Below are 17,495 nucleotides of genomic sequence, written 5' to 3'. Positions count from 1 at the left end.
TTGTAAGCTCAATCGCCCCTTGCTTGAATTCGCTTGTATACCTTCTTTTGGTTAACACCATTTCAACACCTCTTTCCTATAAGTTTTTTTCGGATCTGGGTGTCTACTTTCTTAGGGGAGGATCACTAAAACTTATATTTCTAAAAACATTTTCTAATTTTTCTTTGTTTGCTATTTCAATTTTATTAAGAGCGATATCTATAATTTCACCAATATTTTTTTCTTCTTTTTGCTTATATATATCTTTAAAATGACAACCTTTTGGTAAAATAAATTTTTCTTTTTCCAAGGCATTTTTTATTTTTAATTCATTCCCAGCAAATTGTTTTTTATATTCATCATATTTTTCATCATAGGTATCAGATATATATTTTATAAATAGCATTGTTAAAACATAGTTTTTATACTCGCCCGCATCAACAACCCCACGAAATGTATCGCAAGCATTCCATAAAATAGTATTTATTTCATCTTGAATAACTTTATTCATATTTTACCTTTAAACATAGCACCCATTTTATTGATACCCATTTTTTTATAGCAAATAGAATTCATTTTTGCATCTATAAAGTCATTTATTGTTATTTTATTATAAATTGAACAAAATCAGATTAAATAGGAATTATTATTTAAAATCATCGAAATCTTTTTTTAGAATTTTTATTTTACCTTCTTTAAAAATGGATTTTAAACCTTTATTAAAAGCATTTACTTTTAGGTCAAAATTTTTTGATTTTTTAGAAAATGCAATAAATAATTTATGTCTTGTTATCTCAGGTTCAAGAAATTCTAGATTTTTTAAATTATCAACAAGTGTTTGATTATTTCTGATATGAAATTTCGCTACATTTTTATCTGTGAAAACGAGATCAACTTTTCCTAGCGCTAAATTTAATAAGTTTAACTTATCAGATGTAGCATCAATTTTAACTAAATCATTTCTAGTATCAAAAATTTCTTCATTTTTATAGCCACGACAAATTCCAAATTTAAAAATTTTAAGAAGATCATAAGTTTTATTCAAATCATTTTTATAAAATTTATAATTAATTTTACTTTTATCGCTTTTTTTATATAAAATCCATCCGTACTTTCAAAAAAAGAGTCTGAATAAATGAATTTATCTAAAATAGATTTGTCATAATATTTTGGCATAATTCCATCAATCCCATCTACGGACTTTTCTGCCTGATCTAAAGCCCTTGCCCAGGGCATAAATTCTAGCTTTAAAGTATATCCTTCTTTCTTTAAAGCAGAACGTATTAATTCTGATATAAATCCTTGTTTCTTTAAATTTGATCCTACATATGGCTCCCATTCTAATGTAACTAATTTTATTTCTTTGTTTTCGGCATAAACAATTAATGATAATTGTAGTAAATATAATATTATTATCTTCTTAAATAAAGAAATAAAAATCATAATATTAAATCCCATAAATATAATAATAGAATCTGTTTTTTATCAAATATATGATGAGAGCAATAAAACCTCTGTCATGCTCATACCTAATCTTTTTACAACTTCACTAGCTTCGACACCTTCAAGTAGTAATTTTTTAGCATCTAAATATTTTTCATTTTGAATTTCTTTAAAAATTTCTTCAGGAGGAACAGAAGAATCAAATAATTTTAATATTTTGTGAGCTTTTTTAGATGAAATGAGTAATTTTTCATTTAAAATTTCTGCATCTTTCATAATTTTTTCGAGAGCCATACTTCTCATATTTAAATTAGAAATATTTGCTTCAAGAATAATTTCAGAGTGTTTATCTACTTCTATTAAAACACTATTTATTTTTTTTGTTACATCTTCCCATTCTGCATGAGCTTCTGACCCAATAACCATAAGTTTATTTAGGGTTTCGCTTGCTAGTTTTTTTGCTTGGCTTACTTCATGAGTTAATGCGGATTGTATTTCTATCAATTGCCCTCGTTCTGCATCAAGAATGGCAAATTCTTTATCTCGTTTTGTCTTGCCACTTTTTAACCATTTTAAGCATAAAAAAAAGAACAGTGTTTGAAAGATAAAAAGAACAAAACCTATGCATAAAAGCAATGCAATGTAGTTCATTTATTTTACTCCATTGCTATTTAAATAATCCTCTAATATAGTTTCATCCACTGAATCCAAAGTAAGATTTTCACAAAGTATTTGAAACTTTGTTCCTCTTTTTAAAATTTCTTCAGAACTTAATACCCGTGACAAAACTTGAAAAAATGTTGGAGCTTCTGTGTGCTTATATTCAACTACTCTTGATTTTCTTGACCAATAATCCGGAATTTCAACCCAAATTCGTAATAGAGTACCTTTTTTAAATTCGGATAAAGATTGAAAAAGAATTCCTTTTGATGATATTCCAATACTTTCAGAAATAAACATTTTATCTGCTAAATTTGAAATTTTATATTCACAATATCTGATTGGAATTTTTTTTGTGATTAGCTTTAAATCAAAAGGAGTAGGTAAAGGAACAGCACTCGCGCCGGCTTGACTAATTTCCTCAATATCATCAATCGTGAGGTTTTTTTGCATAATTTGGAAGACCCCATTTAGATATGATAAAAAGAATCAAAATTCAGTTTAGTTACTTTACAAATATTTTATCAATTTTTTCTTTCATCGTCGCTGCATTAAATGGTTTCACTATATAATTACTGACACCACTTTTTACAGCTTCCACAATGTTATCTTTATCTGCTTCGGCTGTTACCATAAGAAATGGAAGCCCTTTGATACGTTCGTCCTTATGAGCTCTAACCGTTTTTAAAAGCTCAATACCCGTCATATTTGGCATATTCCAGTCACTAACAATAAACTCAATAGCAGGATTTATCGCTAGAGTATTTAAAGCAAGTTGCCCATCTTCTGCCTCAACAATATTTTGATAACCTAGTTGCTTAAGAACACTTTTTACAATTTTTCTCATAGTTGGAAAGTCATCCACAACTAAAATAAGAGAATCTTTGTTTATAGGTTTATACTTTCCCATTGAAAAACTCCTTCATAACTAAACACTATTCTTGCAAAAGATGCCTCAACTTTAACTTCATTTTCTGCACAGCCTGAGTATGAAGCTGAGAAACTCGGGATTCTGTTACATCTAATATTCGGCCAATTTCTTTTAAATTTAAGTCTTCATAATAATAAAGACTCAAAACTAATTTTTGTTTCTCTGGCAATTCTTCAACTGTTTTCATAATAATATCGCGGACTCCCTTATTTTTCAACTGCATAAAAGGGTTTTTTGAATTTGGATTCTCTAAGCAATCAAGTAGAGATTTTTTGTCACTTGAATGAGTTTCTCCCAATTCTTCTAAACTCATCATCGAAACACGAGTTCGTCCCATACGCTCTTGGTATTCTTCTATAGGTACTTCTAAAAAATTAGCGACCTCTCTTTCCGTAGCTGGTCTTCCAAATTTATGTTCTAATTCTAGTTTTGCTTTATCTTCTTTTTTGTTACTTTCTCGTACACTTCTTGGAACCCAGTCTTGATTTCTTAACTCATCTAGCATAGCCCCACGGACACGAAATTCTGCATATGTTTTAAATTTATTATCTCTACTTGGATCATACTTATCAATGGCATCCATTAATCCTATAACACCAGCAGAAAATAAATCGTCTAAATCAATATTTGAAGGCAATCTTGCTGCAATTTTTTGTGCAATATATTTAATTAAAGGAGCATAATCCATTATGATTTGATTCCTCATAGGATCGCTCGTTAAAGGAACAGCTCTTGTTTGGTTTTGTGGAACTCTCTTTTGCTTCTGCTTTGCATCAGAATCATCTAATACTAATTTTTTTTGTGCAGCGCCTGAAAATCCCATTGTTCCTCCAACAAATCATAAAATAGATTTATTTATATCCAATGATATCTGGTGAATTCGCAGCAACCATTTTTCTCCAAAAAAACTGCATTGTTCCTTTAAGTTGCCCGACAGTTCCTTGTGTAATAATCTGTCTTGAAATATCTCTTAATCCTTGGGATGCAGCTGAAAAAGGATATCTTTGAACATAAGGAGTCCTTTCTCTAACAGAATTTCTTACGGATTCATCAAAAGGGATATATCCAAGATATTCTACTCTAACCTGTAAATATTCATCTGAAAGAGTTGATATTTTATCGTATATTTTTTTTGCTTCTACATCATTTTTAGCCATATTTACAATCAGTTTAAATGAATTTTCGGCTGTTGTTTGAGAGAGAATTTTAATACTCGCATAACAATCTGCTAAACTTGTTGGCTCTGGTGTTACCACCATAATGACTTCAGCAGATGACGATGTCCAATATTGAACGTTTTTAGAAACTCCTGCTGGAGTATCTATTAATACAACATCAAACTCTTCATCTAAGGATTCTATTTGATCTAACAGCATTAGTTTTTGCAATTTATCTAATTCTGGAACCCTCATAACCCCACTAGAAGAAGGAATAATTCTTACACCTTCTGCCCCTGTCATAATAATATCTTTAAGATGTCTTTCTCCACAAAGAACATCATCTAATGTAAATTGAGGTCTTAAATTTAAAACTACATCTAAATTTGCTAGACCAAAATCTCCATCAATTAGTAATGTTCTCATTCCCATTCGAGCCATGCATAGCCCTAGATTTGCCGTGGTCAAAGTTTTTCCAACACCACCTTTACCACCAGAAATAGCAAGAACAGTTGGTATTTTAGGTTGAAACTTTATATTTGGTGCTAATAAAGTATTATCTTTTTGCACATTTCTCATTAATTCTCTTAAACTTGAGGCTTGATCAAACACATTATCCCCCAAAAATAATATAAATTATTTAGAGTTTTAAAAGTCTTTCAACAACTCTTTCTTTAGATGCTATTTCAATATCTTCCGGTACTCTCTGCCCTGTAGTAAAGTAACTTAAAGGAATTTTATTTTGAATGCTGCTATTTAATATTTCGCCAAAAGCCCATGATTCATCTAGCTTTGTGAAAATCAAACTTGAAGGAGATAAAAATTTAAATCCTCTAATTGTTTCATCAATATCTCTTTGTTTCATTGTGCAAGAAAGAACTAAATGAAATTCTATCGGTAAAGGAGCTTCTGATAATCTTTTTAAAGATTCCATTTGATCAGAAAAGCGAGCGCTTCTGCCTGCTGTATCAATTAAAATATAATCATAATTATTGTGTTTTGTTATATAATTTAATAATTCATTTTTATCAGAAACATCTGCAAAAGGGCAATCTAAAATTTTAGAATAGACTCTTAATTGATCTGAAGCGGCAATTCGAAAAGAATCCATTGAAATCATTTCGACAGATTTTCCATCATTTATTTTTAACTTGGCTGCAACTTTTGCTAAAGTTGTTGTTTTACCTACCCCTGTAGGACCAACAAAACAAATTACTTTTTTTCTGTTTTGATCTATTCTAAATGGACCTGTTACTTTTAAATATTTAAAAATAAATTTAATTGCAGAACTTAAATAAAAATCTTTGGTCTTTTCTGATGAATTTATGAGCTCTTCTTTAGTTTTAGGATCATCTAAACTAATAAGCCATGTAGTAAGTTGATTTATAAATCCTTCTGAAACACCAGCACTTCTAAGTCTTATTCCAATATCCGTAATATTAGAATTCGCACTTTCTGATGATTGTTTGTATTTTTCTCTCATGATATCATGCAGTAAAACTTTTATCTCTTGCATTTGTTCCGTGATATCCATTTGCGGTAATGATTCTATCTCTCTCCTTACTTTTGTAATTTCTGACTTTAACATATTCATATCTTCTGCTGAAGAATCTTGTGAATCATGATAAGAATTATTTTTAACAACTTCTTTTGCAAGTAAACGATCTTTAGCTGGTTCTTTATTTAAAGCATTTGCTAAAGAACGAGCCATATTTCTCGTTTCTGGATTTAAATTTGATAAAGTTGGAGTTATTAAAGAATTTCTATATTTACCTGGATTACCTTTAACTACTGTTGTTTCATTTTTTGATTTTATTTTTGGAAAATCGACTTTCGGAAGATTTGCTGCCGATTTTGGATTTATTACTTTACCATGCATTGTTGCACTTAGCGTTGCTGTTACTTCATAAATTCTACAATTTTTTTCTAATTCTTCTGAATATACCTCTTTTTCTTTTGTAGAAAGAATGACAGCATCTCTTCCAAGTTCAAGTTTCACAAGTTTTATAGCGTCCTGTAAGGAAAATGATTCAAATCTTCTAATTTCCATTTTAGATCCTTCAAAAACAATTATTCAATACAACTTAAGTAATTAATTCTAAATTTTTAATATTTACATCATGAGGTATTTCATCAAAAGATAATACTACCAACTGTGGAATATATCTTGAAACAAGTTTTTGAAATGCTTGTCTCATTCTTGCACTTATTAATAAAATGGGTTGTGTTCCTTCTTTATCAAAAATTTGAATTCCTCTTAATAATTTTTGCAATATATCTTGAGCATTTTTTGCATCTAAATTTAAGTAACTTGTTCCATTCTCAGTTGTTACTAAACCACCAGATAAAATATCTTCAATTAATCTATCAAAAGTAACAACCACAATTTCATCCTTTTCATTCATATACTTTTGTATAATATTTCTTCCTAAACTCTTACGACACATTTCAGAAAGAACATCAGGATTTTTAATTATTCTACAGTGATCTGCTATGCACTCAAATAGGGAAAGAATGTCTCTAACCGACACATCTTCACGAAGCAGGTTTTGCATGATCTTAACAACTTCTCCTAAAGATAATCGATCAGATTGCATAACTTCGTCTACTACTTTAGGATTTGACTCTTTGAGTTTATCAATAACATACTGCATATCTTGTCTTGTAATTAGTTCAGCAGCATGTTCCTTTAATACTTTAGTAATGTTAGTTGCAATTACAGTGGAACAATTTACAACAGTATATCCCCTAAATACGGCTTCATCTTTATCTCTCTTATGAACCCAAATAGCAGGAAGACCATAAACAGGATCTTTTGTGATCTCTCCTGCAATAGGCAATTCAACACCACCTGGATCCATAGCTAAAAAGTAATCCACCATTAAATTTCCTGAAGCTATTTTGTTACCTTTTAATAATATTTGAAATCCACCAGGCTCTAATTGTAAATTGTCTCGCAATTGAACTTGTGGAATAATAATTCCCATTTCTTGTGCAAATTGTTTTCGAATTCCTTGAATACGATCTACTATTTCACCATCTTGCGCAGGATCAATTAAGGGAACTAAACCATGCCCAACTTCAATTGCAAGCATATCTATTTTCATTAAATTATCTAAACTATTATTTTCTTTCTCATCTTTTTTACGTTCATCTGCATCTTTTAAACTTTCATCAACTTGTTTTCTATTAGAAATCCATTGAGATGACATTCTTCCAAGAAAAACTAATAATGATGACAAAATAAAGAAAGGAATTTTTGGAAACCCAGGAATAATAGCCAAGAAAAAAATCAAACCTGCTGCAATATAAAATGCTTTCGGGTGAATCCGAATTTGATTTAAAACCTCAGCACCTAAATTTCCTTCACTTGTTGCTCTTGTTACGATAATACCCGCAGCAGTAGAAATCATAAGAGCTGGAATTGCACTAATTAATCCATCTCCAACAGCAAATAATGTAAATATAGATGCTGATTCCGATGGACTTAAACTATGCATTAAAACACCAATAGCAAAACCAACAATTATATTTACAATTGTTATAATTATTCCAGCAATCGCATCACCGCGAACAAATTTACTTGCACCATCCATGGCACCATAAAAATCAGCTTCTTTTTCAACTGCTTTTCTTCTTTTTTTTGCTTCATCTGCATTAATATGGCCTGCATTTAATTCAGCATCAATTGCCATTTGTTTTCCTGGCATTGCATCCAAAGTAAATCGCGCAGCAACTTCAGCAACGCGTCCAGCACCTTTTGTAATTACAATAAAATTAATCACCATTAAAATTACAAATATGACAAAACCGACAACAAAGTTGCCCCCAACAACAACTTTTCCAAAAGCTACGACAAGATTTGCAACATCTCCATCCGCCCCATGTAAAAGAATATTTCTTGTTGTCGCTACATTGAGAGATAATCGAAATAATGTCGAAATAAGTAACAATGTAGGAAATACACCAAACTCTAATGGCTTGGTAATATAAATGCTAACCATTAAAATAATGAGAGCAATTGAAATACTTATTGCCAATAAAAAATCTATAAAGAAGGATGGCAAAGGAAAAATCATCATTAAAATGGTTCCGATGATAATACCTGCCATTACGATATCTGGACTTCTAGATAAAAAACCTGGTGATTTTATTATTCCGCTATCAGACATTGATGTCTGGGCTTTAGCCATAATTTATTCCTCAAAATCTCTCAAAATATTTTTTCCCACGCATTTGATAAATATATTTAATTACTTCTATGATTGATTGATAAAGTGTCTGTGGAACTTCTTGACCCACTTTTACAGTTTTATAAAGAGTTCTTGCTAATGGTTTATTTTCTACAATCATTATATCATTTTGTTTTGCAATTTCTCTTATTTTAAAAGCAATTAGATCTTGTCCTTTAGCAACAACAATTGGTGCATGCATTCCTTTAATATAACGTATGGCAACAGAAAAATGCTCTGGATTTGTTAAAACGAAAGTTGCTTTAGGAACATCTTTTAAACTTTTTCTCATGACAAGATCTCTTGCCATTCTTTTTCTTTGTGATTTTAAAAGAGGATCACCTTCATGTTTTTTTACTTCATCTTTTAACTCTTGTTTCGTCATTTTCATATCATTATTTATTTTCCAGAAATTATATGAGAAATCAGATACTCCAATAAAAACGCCTGCTATACACATAATATATAATAAATGAAATATAGATTTTCCTAGTTCTTTCATAAAATCAATGTTATTAAAAAAATAGTCTTCACTCGAATTTGAAATTTCTGATTTTAAAATAAAATAAATTAAAATTGTTAATATAGTACATTTAAATAATATTTTTAATGTTTCAAAAATAAAAGATGAACTAAATAACCTGCTAAAACCTGAAATTGGATTTATTCTATTTATGTCAAAAATAATTTTTTTCCAAGACCAATTAAAACGAGTGATTAATAACCCAAAGAGCGATGGAAAAACGGAACATATGAAAATAATAAACAATAAGTGTGGCAAAACTGGAGTTATAGAATAATAAACAACTTTAACTAAACTTGAATAATCCACAAAGTATGCAGGAAATCCTTGCCATGATCTTTGAAAAACTAATCTAAAACAACTTAAAAGATCATTTATAGAATAATAAAAATATGTTGTAAATATAATCAAGGTAACACAAGCGACAACTTCTCTTGGATTTGCAATATTTCCTTCTTCTCTAAATTGAGAACGCTTTTCTTCTGTTGCATCTTCTGTTTTGTCTTGAAAATCTTTATCTTCTCTATTTTCCATTATTTCCTAACTCACTATTTATGGAGAATTCGTTGGCACAAATACTCTACGCATAGACTCAAACCAGGCGACTTCTTTTTGCATTCCATAATTTCCTAATACGCTTAAATATGATGTAATTGTTAAAAATAAAACAACCATTGCAATAATAAAACTTATGGGAAAACTAATAATAAATACATTTAAAGAAGGTAACGCTCTATTTAATAATCCTAAAGAAATATTTATTAAAATTTGAACAGACATTAGTGGAGCAGCAAGCCTTAGCCCTAAAACAAAAGCTTCATGAGCAATATTTAATGCTACTTTTGCCAAAGCAGAAGCATTTGCAGTAGGTCCAATTGGCACAATAAGAAATGATTTATATAACCCTTCAATAAATACATGATGAATATTTAAAGTTAAAATTAAAATAATAGCAAACCAGTTCTTCATAACTGCAAAAGAAGATTCATGCTCACTTGCACCTGGGCTAAACATAGAAGCCACTTGAAATCCCATATTTATTCCCACTGTATGCGCCGCAATTGATACAGCTGCTATTACTAATTTTGCAGAATAACCAACGGCAAACCCAAAAAAAACTTCTCTTAATGATGCTAAAATTAAAGTTAAGCCACTCCATTGCAAAAGCATTTCACTTTGAAATATTCTTTCAGAAACAATAGGATAAACAAAAAAAGTAAAGGCTAAACCTAAAACAATTCTCAATCTTGTTGGAACCGCTTGTTCCCCAAAAATAGGTAAGAAAAAAAACATCGTAGTTATTCTTAAAAAAGCCATTACTGCTAAAGGCCAAGTCTTAGGATCTAATTGAATAACTGATAGAATATCCATTTTTTATTCCGTTACTTTTGTCTAGCGTATTCAGGGATTTTATCATAAACTCTATGAGTATAATCATTTAACTTTCTTAACATCCATGGAGATAAAACAACTAAAACAAGAATCATTGCTGCAATTTTTGGTAAAAAACTGAGTGTTGATTCATTAATTTGAGTTGCTGCTTGAAAAATACTAACTAATAAACCAATAATCATTGCTACACCTAGTAAAGGTAATGAAACTTCAACTGTTATGTATAAAACTGATAAAATTACATCAACTACCTGTTGATTTGTCATAATTTTTCCTTAATTAAAACTTTTTATTAGTGAACCAGCTAATAAACTCCATCCATCTACTACAACAAATAAAATAAGTTTTAAGGGCAAACTTACTACTGTAGGAGGTAACATCATCATACCCATCGCCATTAAAACGCTACTTACAATCAAATCTATAACAATAAATGGTAAATAAACTAAAAAACCTATTTGAAATGCTGTTTTTAATTCACTTATAACAAAAGAAGGAACTAATATTCTCATAGGAACATCTTCTTTAGTAGAAGGCCTATCTAATTTACTCATTTGGTAAAATAATTTTAAATCATCTGTTTTAACTTGAAGCATCATAAAATCATGTAAAGGTTTTTGTCCTGCATCTAATGCTTGTTGAGTTGTAATATCTTTCTGCATATAGGGAACAATAGCAGAATCATAAATTTTCGTTATTGTAGGTGACATTACAAAATAAGTAAGAAATAAAGAAAGAGCTATTAAAATTTGATTTGGCGGCATAGTAGGAGTTCCCAATGCCTGCCTAAGAAAAGAAAGTACAATGAGTATTCTTGTAAAAGAGCTCATTAATAGTAAAATAGCTGGTCCAAATGTTAATAAAGTTAATATAGCTAAAACTTTTAATGCAGGGACAAAATCATCTTGATTTTCTCCATTTGCAATATTTACTGAAAAAATGGGCATTTGATTTTGATTTAAATTTATTTTATTTTGTGTGTTTGCATTTTCTTTTTGCCAGTTTTTATCTATTTTATTAGGACTATTTTGAACGTTTGCATTTTCTTTTTGAGCAAAAGCATTTATGCTAATAAATAAAATTGATATGAGTATTATTTTCAGAAAGAAAAGACTTCTCATACCATCTCCTGTTAATAAGAGTTACGAAAATTAGTTAAGTGGTTTCATGGAACGAAGTTTTTCTCTTATTAAATTAGTTACATTTTCAACACTATCTCCATCATCTTCTTTCTTTTTAATTTCTTTCTTACTCTCATTTTCAAATTGATTCGCTAAATACTTAGGAAAACCTTCAGATTTATTTTGAGTAGAAGATGAATTTGGTTCCGAATTGTTATTCTTCTTTTGATTTAAATTATTAGAATTAATACTTTTTAACGCTTTTAATAAAATATCCGATTTTTTTTCAACATTCTTTTCTGATGATGAATTTTGATGCTCAACTTTGTCTAAAATAGATTTTTCATTTTTAGGCATTAAAAATTTGTCGCTAATTTGTAATTGTTTTTTTTCCTGAAGATTTTTATTTGAATAACCTCCACTTATTTCTGTCAAAAAATTGATCCCAGTCTCCGTATTTGAAACCACAATTTCTTGATCACGAATTCGCAATATCATGACTTGCCTTTTTGGAGAAATTGATAATGTCGAAATGATATCCATCATTTTTTCTGACTTAGAAATAGAAAACATTCCTCTTTTTCTGAATTTTGTTAATATATATCCTAAAAATCCAATAATTGAGACAAAAATAGTTGAAATTAAAAAAACTTTCCAAAGCTCAGAAGGCCTTCCTTGTGCTTCCATTTCTTTATTGCTTATATTTAGTGTCTTTTTATTTTCTGGTTTTTTCTTAGATATACTTTGTCCCATTAATTCTTCAAATGATGTTTGATTATTTATGTCACTTGAAGATTCTTTATTTGTTTCTTTTATATTTCTGTTCATGATATTATTTTTATCTTGGTTATTTGTATTTAAAATAATATCATCATTTTTATAAAAAGAATTTTTAATATCTTTTCTAAATTGCATTTCATCATTTTTTTTCTCAGGATATTGAATTGGTGGCACACTATTATCTAAATTATCTTGAGCATTAGAAGAATTAAAAATAAAAAATATATTTACCAACCCGAAAAACAATGACTTACTAAGCATAAAAAATTCCTTTATGAATTTTATATATTAAACACTTTCACCTGAATGATTTTCGTCCATTCCAACTCCACTCATGACATCAGTCAATCGAACTCCGAATTTTTCATTAACAACAACAACTTCTCCCATTGCGACAAGCTTATCATTTACATATATTTCCATTGGTTCGCCTGCCATTTTATCTAACTCAATAACAGAACCTTGCCCTAATTGAAGTAAGTCATTAACAAGAAGTTTTGTTCTACCTAATTCTACTGTTACTTTAAGTGGAACATCCAAAACCATTTTCATTCTTGATAAATCAATGTTTCTTAATGTGTCATCATCTTTTGTTGAAGGTGCACCACCGCCGCCACCAGATGCAGCTGGAGGTGAAGGTGATTCTTCTGCTGCTGCGGCATCCCCACCGCCACCTTCTTCTCCAGGTTCCAATCCAAAATCTTCCGGTCTAAACCCTTCATTTAAGTCAGCCATTTTAATAATCTCCGATTATTTCTGTTATTTTAATTGCTTTATTTCCCCTAATAATACCTGGAACACCTCTAAATTTATGAATACCTTCAACAACAATATCTAGCGCTTTGTCAGCGTCTCTATCCAATATAAGGACATCTCCTTTATTTAATTCCATTAAATCGCGTAAATTGATCCAACAATGTCCCATATTGCAAATTAAGTTAACACTTGTTCCCATTAGCTGAGTTTTAATTCTATTAATCCAAATATGATCAACCTCTAATTGTTCGTTTTGAAATCCAACACTTAATTTTGATTTAATTGGTTCAAGAGTAGAATAAGGAAACACTAATTTAATGGAACCGCTCATTTTTTCGAGCTCAACATCAAATGCAGTTGAAATAACGACATCGCTTGGTGGAACAATAGCAACAAATTGTGGATTTATTTCAGTTCTAGAATAAGTAATTCTTAATGGAAAAACGGGAGCCCAAGCTTTTTCAAGATCATCTACAGCTGACATAACAATACGTCTTGCTACCTTAATTTCAATTTGAGTAAAATCTTTTCCTTCAATTTTTGTATAAGGAACATCAGAACCACCAAATAAACTATCAACAAGTGCATATAGAAGTTTACTTTCAATTACCATTACCGCTGAACCTCTTAATGGCTCAATTCTTAAAATATTTAAACAGCTTGGTAAGGGGAGTGAATTCATAAATTCGCCAAATTTAATTGGCCCAGAACTATTTACACCAATATTTGCTACTTTTCTTAAAGCAGCAGATAAAGAAATTCGAAAAAGACGTATAAAACGATCATGAATAATATCTAGAGTCGGCATTCTACCGCGAATAATTCTATCTTGATTTGCAAGATCATAATGAACTATTCCAGAAGCATCAACTTTCCCACCACCTTCCGGGCCTTCCACACGACCATCAGAAACGGCATTCAGTAAGGCGTCGACTTCATTCTGACTTAATACCTGATCCATTTATTTACTCCACAAAAAATTCAGTAAAATAGACATTTTGAATAGGCCTATCTGTTACTTCATTAATTCTGTTTAAAATTTCTCTTCTTAAGTTTTCTTTTCCATTTTCTGAAATTAAAGTGAGTCGAGTTTTGCTGGTAACAGAAGATATAACAATATCTTTAATTTGTGCTTCTCTTTTTTTAAGTTCAAATCCTTGGTTCTCTCCACCTCTATATTCAATTGCAATTGCAATTCTTATAAATCTATTTTCAATTGAATTTCCTAAATTTAAATCCATTTTCGGAACCGTGAAAGTATCACCAAAATTTGCTGTTCCCTTAGGTTCTTCTTTTTTTGCATTAGGATCGTCTTTTTTTCCTTCATCTTTTTTATTAGGGTCGTCTTTTTTTCCTTCATCTTTTTTCCCGTGATCATCTTTCTTTTCATCTTTTTTATCATCTTTTTTTTCTTCCTTTTTATCACCATGAGCATCTTTTTTATCGTCTTTTTTTTCTTCTTTTTTTTCTTCTTTTTTACCATGATCATCTGCATGTGCGTCAGCAGTAGCTCCTTGAGCTGCTAATTGAACATTTTTTTTTCCTGAAATCGTTTTAAAAACAAAAAAACCACCGACTCCAAGAGCAACAAGAAGTACTCCTCCAATGCCAGCAAAAAGAACCAATCTGCTCTTTTTCTCTACTTTCTCATTAGGATCTTTAGGTTTTTCTTCTTTTTTTGCATCTTCTTTTTTTTCTTCTTTATCAGCCATACTTAATTCCTAAACTTTTAATTATAAAAGAGTGAATTTTTTATTGCCTTCTTTATGTAAGTTTGCCATAAAAATACTAAGCAGGTTTGTACTTTATGTCGCATAAACTATCGGCAATCTTTTCCAGAATATGCAATATCTGCCTGTTAATAAGGATTTAAGTTATGGAATTAAAGGAATTTGCTGAAATAATTTTATTTGGTACAAATATATCTAGTGACAAACTTTTGGATCCAAAAATACTCACTGATGAAATTCCATATAAGGAAATTATTGCACCTAAAACTCCTGGAAGACCTTTAGCTCTTCAATTCAATCAAAATTTAAATTCAAAAAAAATATCGTTTCCTAATAGAGAACAAATTGAAGATGAAATACAAAGAGGATATGTTCTTCATTTTTTTGCAAATCATGAACTTCTCGCAATGGAAATTATGGCTCTCGTCTTATTATTATTCCCACTAGCACCAAAAAATTTTAGAATGGGAATTGCAAGGACAATTATTGAAGAACAAAAACACATGTCTTTGTATTTAAAAAGAATGAAAGAATTAAATGTTACTTTCGGTGAGATTCCTGTAAATGATTTTTTTTGGAATTGTTTATCGCAAATGAAATCACCTATGGATTTTGTTACAAAAATGAGTTTGACTTTTGAGCAAGCAAATTTGGATTATTCTTTATTTTATAGAGATCTTATGTATAAAATTAAAGATTTTAAGACTGCCGAAATTCTTGAGACTGTTTATTTAGAAGAAATTGGACATGTTAAACATGGTGTAACCTGGTTTAATAGATGGAGAGATCAATCTAATTCTGAATGGAAGTCCTATACAAGTGCGCTAGATTTACCTTTAACTCCAGCAAGAGCAAAAGGTATTATTTTTGATACGGCAGGAAGAAAAGCTGCAGGATTATCAGATCAATTTATTGCTGAATTATCTGTTTTTTCCTCATCAAAAGGACGACCACCAAATATCTATTACTTTAATCCTGCATGTGAACAAGAAATTGCAAGAAAAAAAGTTGGTTTTACTCCTTCAAAATCTGTGGCAAACTTACAGAACGATTGTGCAAGCTTAATGCAATTTTTTGCTTCAAAAGATGATATTATTTTAATTTCAAAAAAACCTAGTTTATCTTTTTTAAAAAAAATACAAGATTGCGGTTATACAATCCCCGAATGGCTTGAATTTAAAAAAAATAATATTAATGATAATATTATTTTACAGAACTATATTAGTAATATTTCTCCATGGGGTTGGAGTCCAGAAAGCATCAATGTTCTTAAAAATTTAAAAAATAAACTTATTATTAAAAGTAATTTTCAAAAAGAAATTTTTGACGATAATTTTTATGAAAATAATATAAAAGAGCTTTATTCTAAAAAATTTTCAGCAACATTAATTCAAAAAATCAAGCATAATTTTATTGATTTAATTGATATTCTCCCAACTGAAAACACTCTGCCATCTGTATCATTTCATTTAAATGAAGCTTTACAAAATATAGATAAATATTTAAGCATTGAAGAAATTGAGACTGTTGTTTTAAAAGCTCCTTACGGATGCTCTGGTCAAAATATGCTCAGAGTAAAATCGAATCAACTAACGGTAGCTGAAAGCAATTGGCTTCATAAAATTTTAAAGGAACAGCATTCTATTATAATTGAACCTTGGTTTAATAAAGTAGTTGACCTGTCTTATCAAGCAAAAATTTCAGAAGAAAAAAAACATGTTGCTATAGGTATGACAAGATTTATAACCGATTCAAGAGGTCAATATAAAGCAACCTTTGTTGGCAAAAAAACCGATGACCTTTCTAAAGAATTGACAAAATTTATGTATAATAAATATTCTATTTATAGTGGAATTGAAGAAATATTACTTCAAACTTCCTTATTAATATCAACATATTTAATTCATTATAAATTTGAAGGGCCATTTGGAATTGATGCTTTTATATATAAAGATATTCATTCTAAATATGGTTTTAGATTAAAACATTTATCCGAAATTAACCCTAGATACACTATGGGAAGAGTTGCTATAGAAGTTTCTAAACGAATTCAAACAGGAGCTTTTGCAATTTGGGCTCATATTCGGATTATTGATATCTTAAAAAATGAAAAGTTTAAGTCTATATCTGAATTTTCTTCCTTCATTGATGAAAATTTTCCTATTCAACTATCAAATGATTTCAAACCACTTATAAGGGAGGGTATTTTATTTACAAATGATCCTTCTCTAGCTACTTCTGTACTAACCGTTCTTATTGTAGGAAAAAATGTTCTGAATAACTTTACAAAAGAGACAGGTTTAGAGATAATAATTTGATTTGTTAATTTTATAAATTCAATTTGGCGAATTTAATTTGAAAAAATTATTAAATTATCTTAAAATCTTTACTAAAAAACTTTTTAAAAGACCTAATTCTCGTGAAATTTTATTTATTTTAAATAAAAATATTTTTTTAAAAAAATTAGAAATTATTTTCAGAGAAGCTATTTTTATAATTAAAAATTCAAGGTTCTCTGAAAAATCAGCTCAATTATCCTACATTTCGATTCTATCCCTTGTTCCTTTAATTGCAGTTATATTTACATTTATTCACACTTTTAATGGCTTTAATAATTTTTTAAATGAAGTTATTTCTCCAATTATTACGAAACATTTTGGGAATATGTCCTCCCAATAAGTGATTTTTACAAAGCATAAATCCAGAATTAAATCTCCTTTTGAGGAGGAGATTTAAATGGAGATGGAAAATAGACTTTTAAAATTGTCAGAGCAAGTTGCTTTTGAAAGAA

General features: G+C 29.5%; 20 protein-coding genes. 2 read left to right on the top strand and 18 right to left on the bottom strand.

The annotated features are described in order from the left end of the window. Window positions 1-103: 103 nt before the first annotated feature. The 18 genes from ACIQ56_RS06200 to ACIQ56_RS06115 form a co-directional block, all read right to left on the bottom strand. Window positions 104-490 carry a type I restriction-modification system subunit M N-terminal domain-containing protein gene (locus ACIQ56_RS06200; RefSeq protein WP_397600202.1) on the bottom strand — a complete coding sequence of 129 codons (387 nt, stop codon included), beginning with the start codon at window positions 488-490 and terminating at the stop codon, window positions 104-106. A gap of 135 nt (window positions 491-625) precedes the next feature. After that, the gene (locus tag ACIQ56_RS06195) at window positions 626-1,024 is read right to left on the bottom strand and encodes a hypothetical protein (RefSeq protein WP_397600201.1); all 399 of its coding nucleotides are present in this window, start codon (window positions 1,022-1,024) and stop codon (window positions 626-628) included. Continuing rightward, complete coding sequence (locus tag ACIQ56_RS06190) at window positions 1,021-1,422, bottom strand: hypothetical protein (RefSeq protein WP_397600200.1); 402 nt, start codon at window positions 1,420-1,422, stop codon at window positions 1,021-1,023. Before ACIQ56_RS06190 ends, ACIQ56_RS06195 begins: the two co-directional genes overlap by 4 nt. 42 nt (window positions 1,423-1,464) lie before the next feature. Next, entirely contained in the window at window positions 1,465-2,073 is a 609-nt protein-coding gene (locus ACIQ56_RS06185) for a hypothetical protein (protein ID WP_397600199.1), read from the bottom strand. Beyond that, complete coding sequence (locus ACIQ56_RS06180) at window positions 2,074-2,535, bottom strand: hypothetical protein (RefSeq protein WP_397600198.1); 462 nt, start codon at window positions 2,533-2,535, stop codon at window positions 2,074-2,076. Window positions 2,536-2,587: 52 nt separating this feature from the next. Then, the gene (locus ACIQ56_RS06175; protein ID WP_153421696.1) at window positions 2,588-2,992 is read right to left on the bottom strand and encodes a response regulator; all 405 of its coding nucleotides are present in this window, start codon (window positions 2,990-2,992) and stop codon (window positions 2,588-2,590) included. Window positions 2,993-3,017: 25 nt separating this feature from the next. Then, the gene (locus ACIQ56_RS06170; RefSeq protein WP_397600197.1) at window positions 3,018-3,836 is read right to left on the bottom strand and encodes a sigma-70 family RNA polymerase sigma factor; all 819 of its coding nucleotides are present in this window, start codon (window positions 3,834-3,836) and stop codon (window positions 3,018-3,020) included. 28 nt (window positions 3,837-3,864) lie between these two features. Further along, window positions 3,865-4,782 (bottom strand): MinD/ParA family protein, encoded by a 918-nt coding sequence (locus ACIQ56_RS06165; RefSeq protein WP_397600196.1) that lies wholly within the window; start codon window positions 4,780-4,782, stop codon window positions 3,865-3,867. A 28-nt stretch (window positions 4,783-4,810) separates the two neighbouring features. Then, a complete protein-coding gene (gene flhF / locus ACIQ56_RS06160) occupies window positions 4,811-6,220 on the bottom strand; it encodes a flagellar biosynthesis protein FlhF (protein WP_397600195.1) in 1,410 nt (469 codons plus the stop codon). Window positions 6,221-6,254: 34 nt separating this feature from the next. Beyond that, entirely contained in the window at window positions 6,255-8,363 is a 2,109-nt protein-coding gene (flhA, locus tag ACIQ56_RS06155; protein WP_397600194.1) for a flagellar biosynthesis protein FlhA, read from the bottom strand. 10 nt (window positions 8,364-8,373) lie between these two features. After that, complete coding sequence (locus ACIQ56_RS06150; RefSeq protein WP_397600193.1) at window positions 8,374-9,459, bottom strand: flagellar biosynthesis protein FlhB; 1,086 nt, start codon at window positions 9,457-9,459, stop codon at window positions 8,374-8,376. Window positions 9,460-9,477: 18 nt separating this feature from the next. Then, window positions 9,478-10,296, bottom strand: coding sequence for a flagellar biosynthetic protein FliR (locus ACIQ56_RS06145; RefSeq protein ID WP_397600192.1), 819 nt, complete (start codon window positions 10,294-10,296; stop codon window positions 9,478-9,480). 11 nt (window positions 10,297-10,307) lie between these two features. Continuing rightward, window positions 10,308-10,583: a flagellar biosynthesis protein FliQ gene (gene fliQ, locus ACIQ56_RS06140; protein WP_397600191.1), complete on the bottom strand. Its 276-nt coding sequence runs from the start codon at window positions 10,581-10,583 to the stop codon at window positions 10,308-10,310. A gap of 9 nt (window positions 10,584-10,592) precedes the next feature. Continuing rightward, complete coding sequence (gene fliP / locus ACIQ56_RS06135; protein WP_397600190.1) at window positions 10,593-11,438, bottom strand: flagellar type III secretion system pore protein FliP; 846 nt, start codon at window positions 11,436-11,438, stop codon at window positions 10,593-10,595. 30 nt (window positions 11,439-11,468) lie between these two features. Then, window positions 11,469-12,479, bottom strand: a complete 1,011-nt coding sequence (locus ACIQ56_RS06130) for a flagellar biosynthetic protein FliO (protein WP_397600189.1) — start codon at window positions 12,477-12,479, stop codon at window positions 11,469-11,471. Window positions 12,480-12,506: 27 nt separating this feature from the next. Beyond that, complete coding sequence (gene fliN / locus ACIQ56_RS06125; protein ID WP_397600188.1) at window positions 12,507-12,953, bottom strand: flagellar motor switch protein FliN; 447 nt, start codon at window positions 12,951-12,953, stop codon at window positions 12,507-12,509. A 1-nt stretch (window position 12,954) separates the two neighbouring features. Continuing rightward, window positions 12,955-13,935, bottom strand: coding sequence for a flagellar motor switch protein FliM (fliM, locus tag ACIQ56_RS06120; protein WP_397600187.1), 981 nt, complete (start codon window positions 13,933-13,935; stop codon window positions 12,955-12,957). A gap of 4 nt (window positions 13,936-13,939) precedes the next feature. Further along, window positions 13,940-14,686, bottom strand: a complete 747-nt coding sequence (locus ACIQ56_RS06115) for a flagellar basal body-associated FliL family protein (RefSeq protein WP_397600186.1) — start codon at window positions 14,684-14,686, stop codon at window positions 13,940-13,942. Between the two features lie 164 nt (window positions 14,687-14,850). Here ACIQ56_RS06115 and ACIQ56_RS06110 point away from each other — a divergent pair, with 164 nt between their 5' ends. Continuing rightward, on the top strand, window positions 14,851-17,022 hold the full coding sequence (locus ACIQ56_RS06110) for a DUF455 family protein (RefSeq protein ID WP_397600185.1): 2,172 nt from the start codon (window positions 14,851-14,853) through the stop codon (window positions 17,020-17,022). A gap of 37 nt (window positions 17,023-17,059) precedes the next feature. Next, on the top strand, window positions 17,060-17,383 hold the full coding sequence (locus ACIQ56_RS06105) for a hypothetical protein (RefSeq protein WP_397600184.1): 324 nt from the start codon (window positions 17,060-17,062) through the stop codon (window positions 17,381-17,383). The last annotated feature ends 112 nt before the right edge of the window (window positions 17,384-17,495 follow it).

Source organism: Silvanigrella sp. (assembly GCF_044369315.1).
In the GTDB taxonomy this organism is placed as follows: domain Bacteria; phylum Bdellovibrionota_B; class Oligoflexia; order Silvanigrellales; family Silvanigrellaceae; genus Silvanigrella.
This window is presented reverse-complemented; position numbering and strand designations above follow the sequence as displayed.

What these genes read in the sequence shown, in the direction of transcription:
- ACIQ56_RS06200 (WP_397600202.1), bottom strand. Translation starts at nt 490, where the DNA reads ATGAATAAAGTTATTCAAGATGAAATAAATACTATTTTATGGAATGCT.
- ACIQ56_RS06190 (WP_397600200.1), bottom strand. Translation starts at nt 1,422, where the DNA reads ATGATTTTTATTTCTTTATTTAAGAAGATAATAATATTATATTTACTA.
- ACIQ56_RS06185 (WP_397600199.1), bottom strand. Translation starts at nt 2,073, where the DNA reads ATGAACTACATTGCATTGCTTTTATGCATAGGTTTTGTTCTTTTTATC.
- ACIQ56_RS06180 (WP_397600198.1), bottom strand. Translation starts at nt 2,535, where the DNA reads ATGCAAAAAAACCTCACGATTGATGATATTGAGGAAATTAGTCAAGCC.
- ACIQ56_RS06175 (WP_153421696.1), bottom strand. Translation starts at nt 2,992, where the DNA reads ATGGGAAAGTATAAACCTATAAACAAAGATTCTCTTATTTTAGTTGTG.
- ACIQ56_RS06170 (WP_397600197.1), bottom strand. Translation starts at nt 3,836, where the DNA reads ATGGGATTTTCAGGCGCTGCACAAAAAAAATTAGTATTAGATGATTCT.
- flhF (WP_397600195.1), bottom strand. Translation starts at nt 6,220, where the DNA reads ATGGAAATTAGAAGATTTGAATCATTTTCCTTACAGGACGCTATAAAA.
- flhA (WP_397600194.1), bottom strand. Translation starts at nt 8,363, where the DNA reads ATGGCTAAAGCCCAGACATCAATGTCTGATAGCGGAATAATAAAATCA.
- ACIQ56_RS06150 (WP_397600193.1), bottom strand. Translation starts at nt 9,459, where the DNA reads ATGGAAAATAGAGAAGATAAAGATTTTCAAGACAAAACAGAAGATGCA.
- ACIQ56_RS06145 (WP_397600192.1), bottom strand. Translation starts at nt 10,296, where the DNA reads ATGGATATTCTATCAGTTATTCAATTAGATCCTAAGACTTGGCCTTTA.
- fliQ (WP_397600191.1), bottom strand. Translation starts at nt 10,583, where the DNA reads ATGACAAATCAACAGGTAGTTGATGTAATTTTATCAGTTTTATACATA.
- fliP (WP_397600190.1), bottom strand. Translation starts at nt 11,438, where the DNA reads ATGAGAAGTCTTTTCTTTCTGAAAATAATACTCATATCAATTTTATTT.
- ACIQ56_RS06130 (WP_397600189.1), bottom strand. Translation starts at nt 12,479, where the DNA reads ATGCTTAGTAAGTCATTGTTTTTCGGGTTGGTAAATATATTTTTTATT.
- fliN (WP_397600188.1), bottom strand. Translation starts at nt 12,953, where the DNA reads ATGGCTGACTTAAATGAAGGGTTTAGACCGGAAGATTTTGGATTGGAA.
- fliM (WP_397600187.1), bottom strand. Translation starts at nt 13,935, where the DNA reads ATGGATCAGGTATTAAGTCAGAATGAAGTCGACGCCTTACTGAATGCC.
- ACIQ56_RS06115 (WP_397600186.1), bottom strand. Translation starts at nt 14,686, where the DNA reads ATGGCTGATAAAGAAGAAAAAAAAGAAGATGCAAAAAAAGAAGAAAAA.
- ACIQ56_RS06110 (WP_397600185.1), top strand. Translation starts at nt 14,851, where the DNA reads ATGGAATTAAAGGAATTTGCTGAAATAATTTTATTTGGTACAAATATA.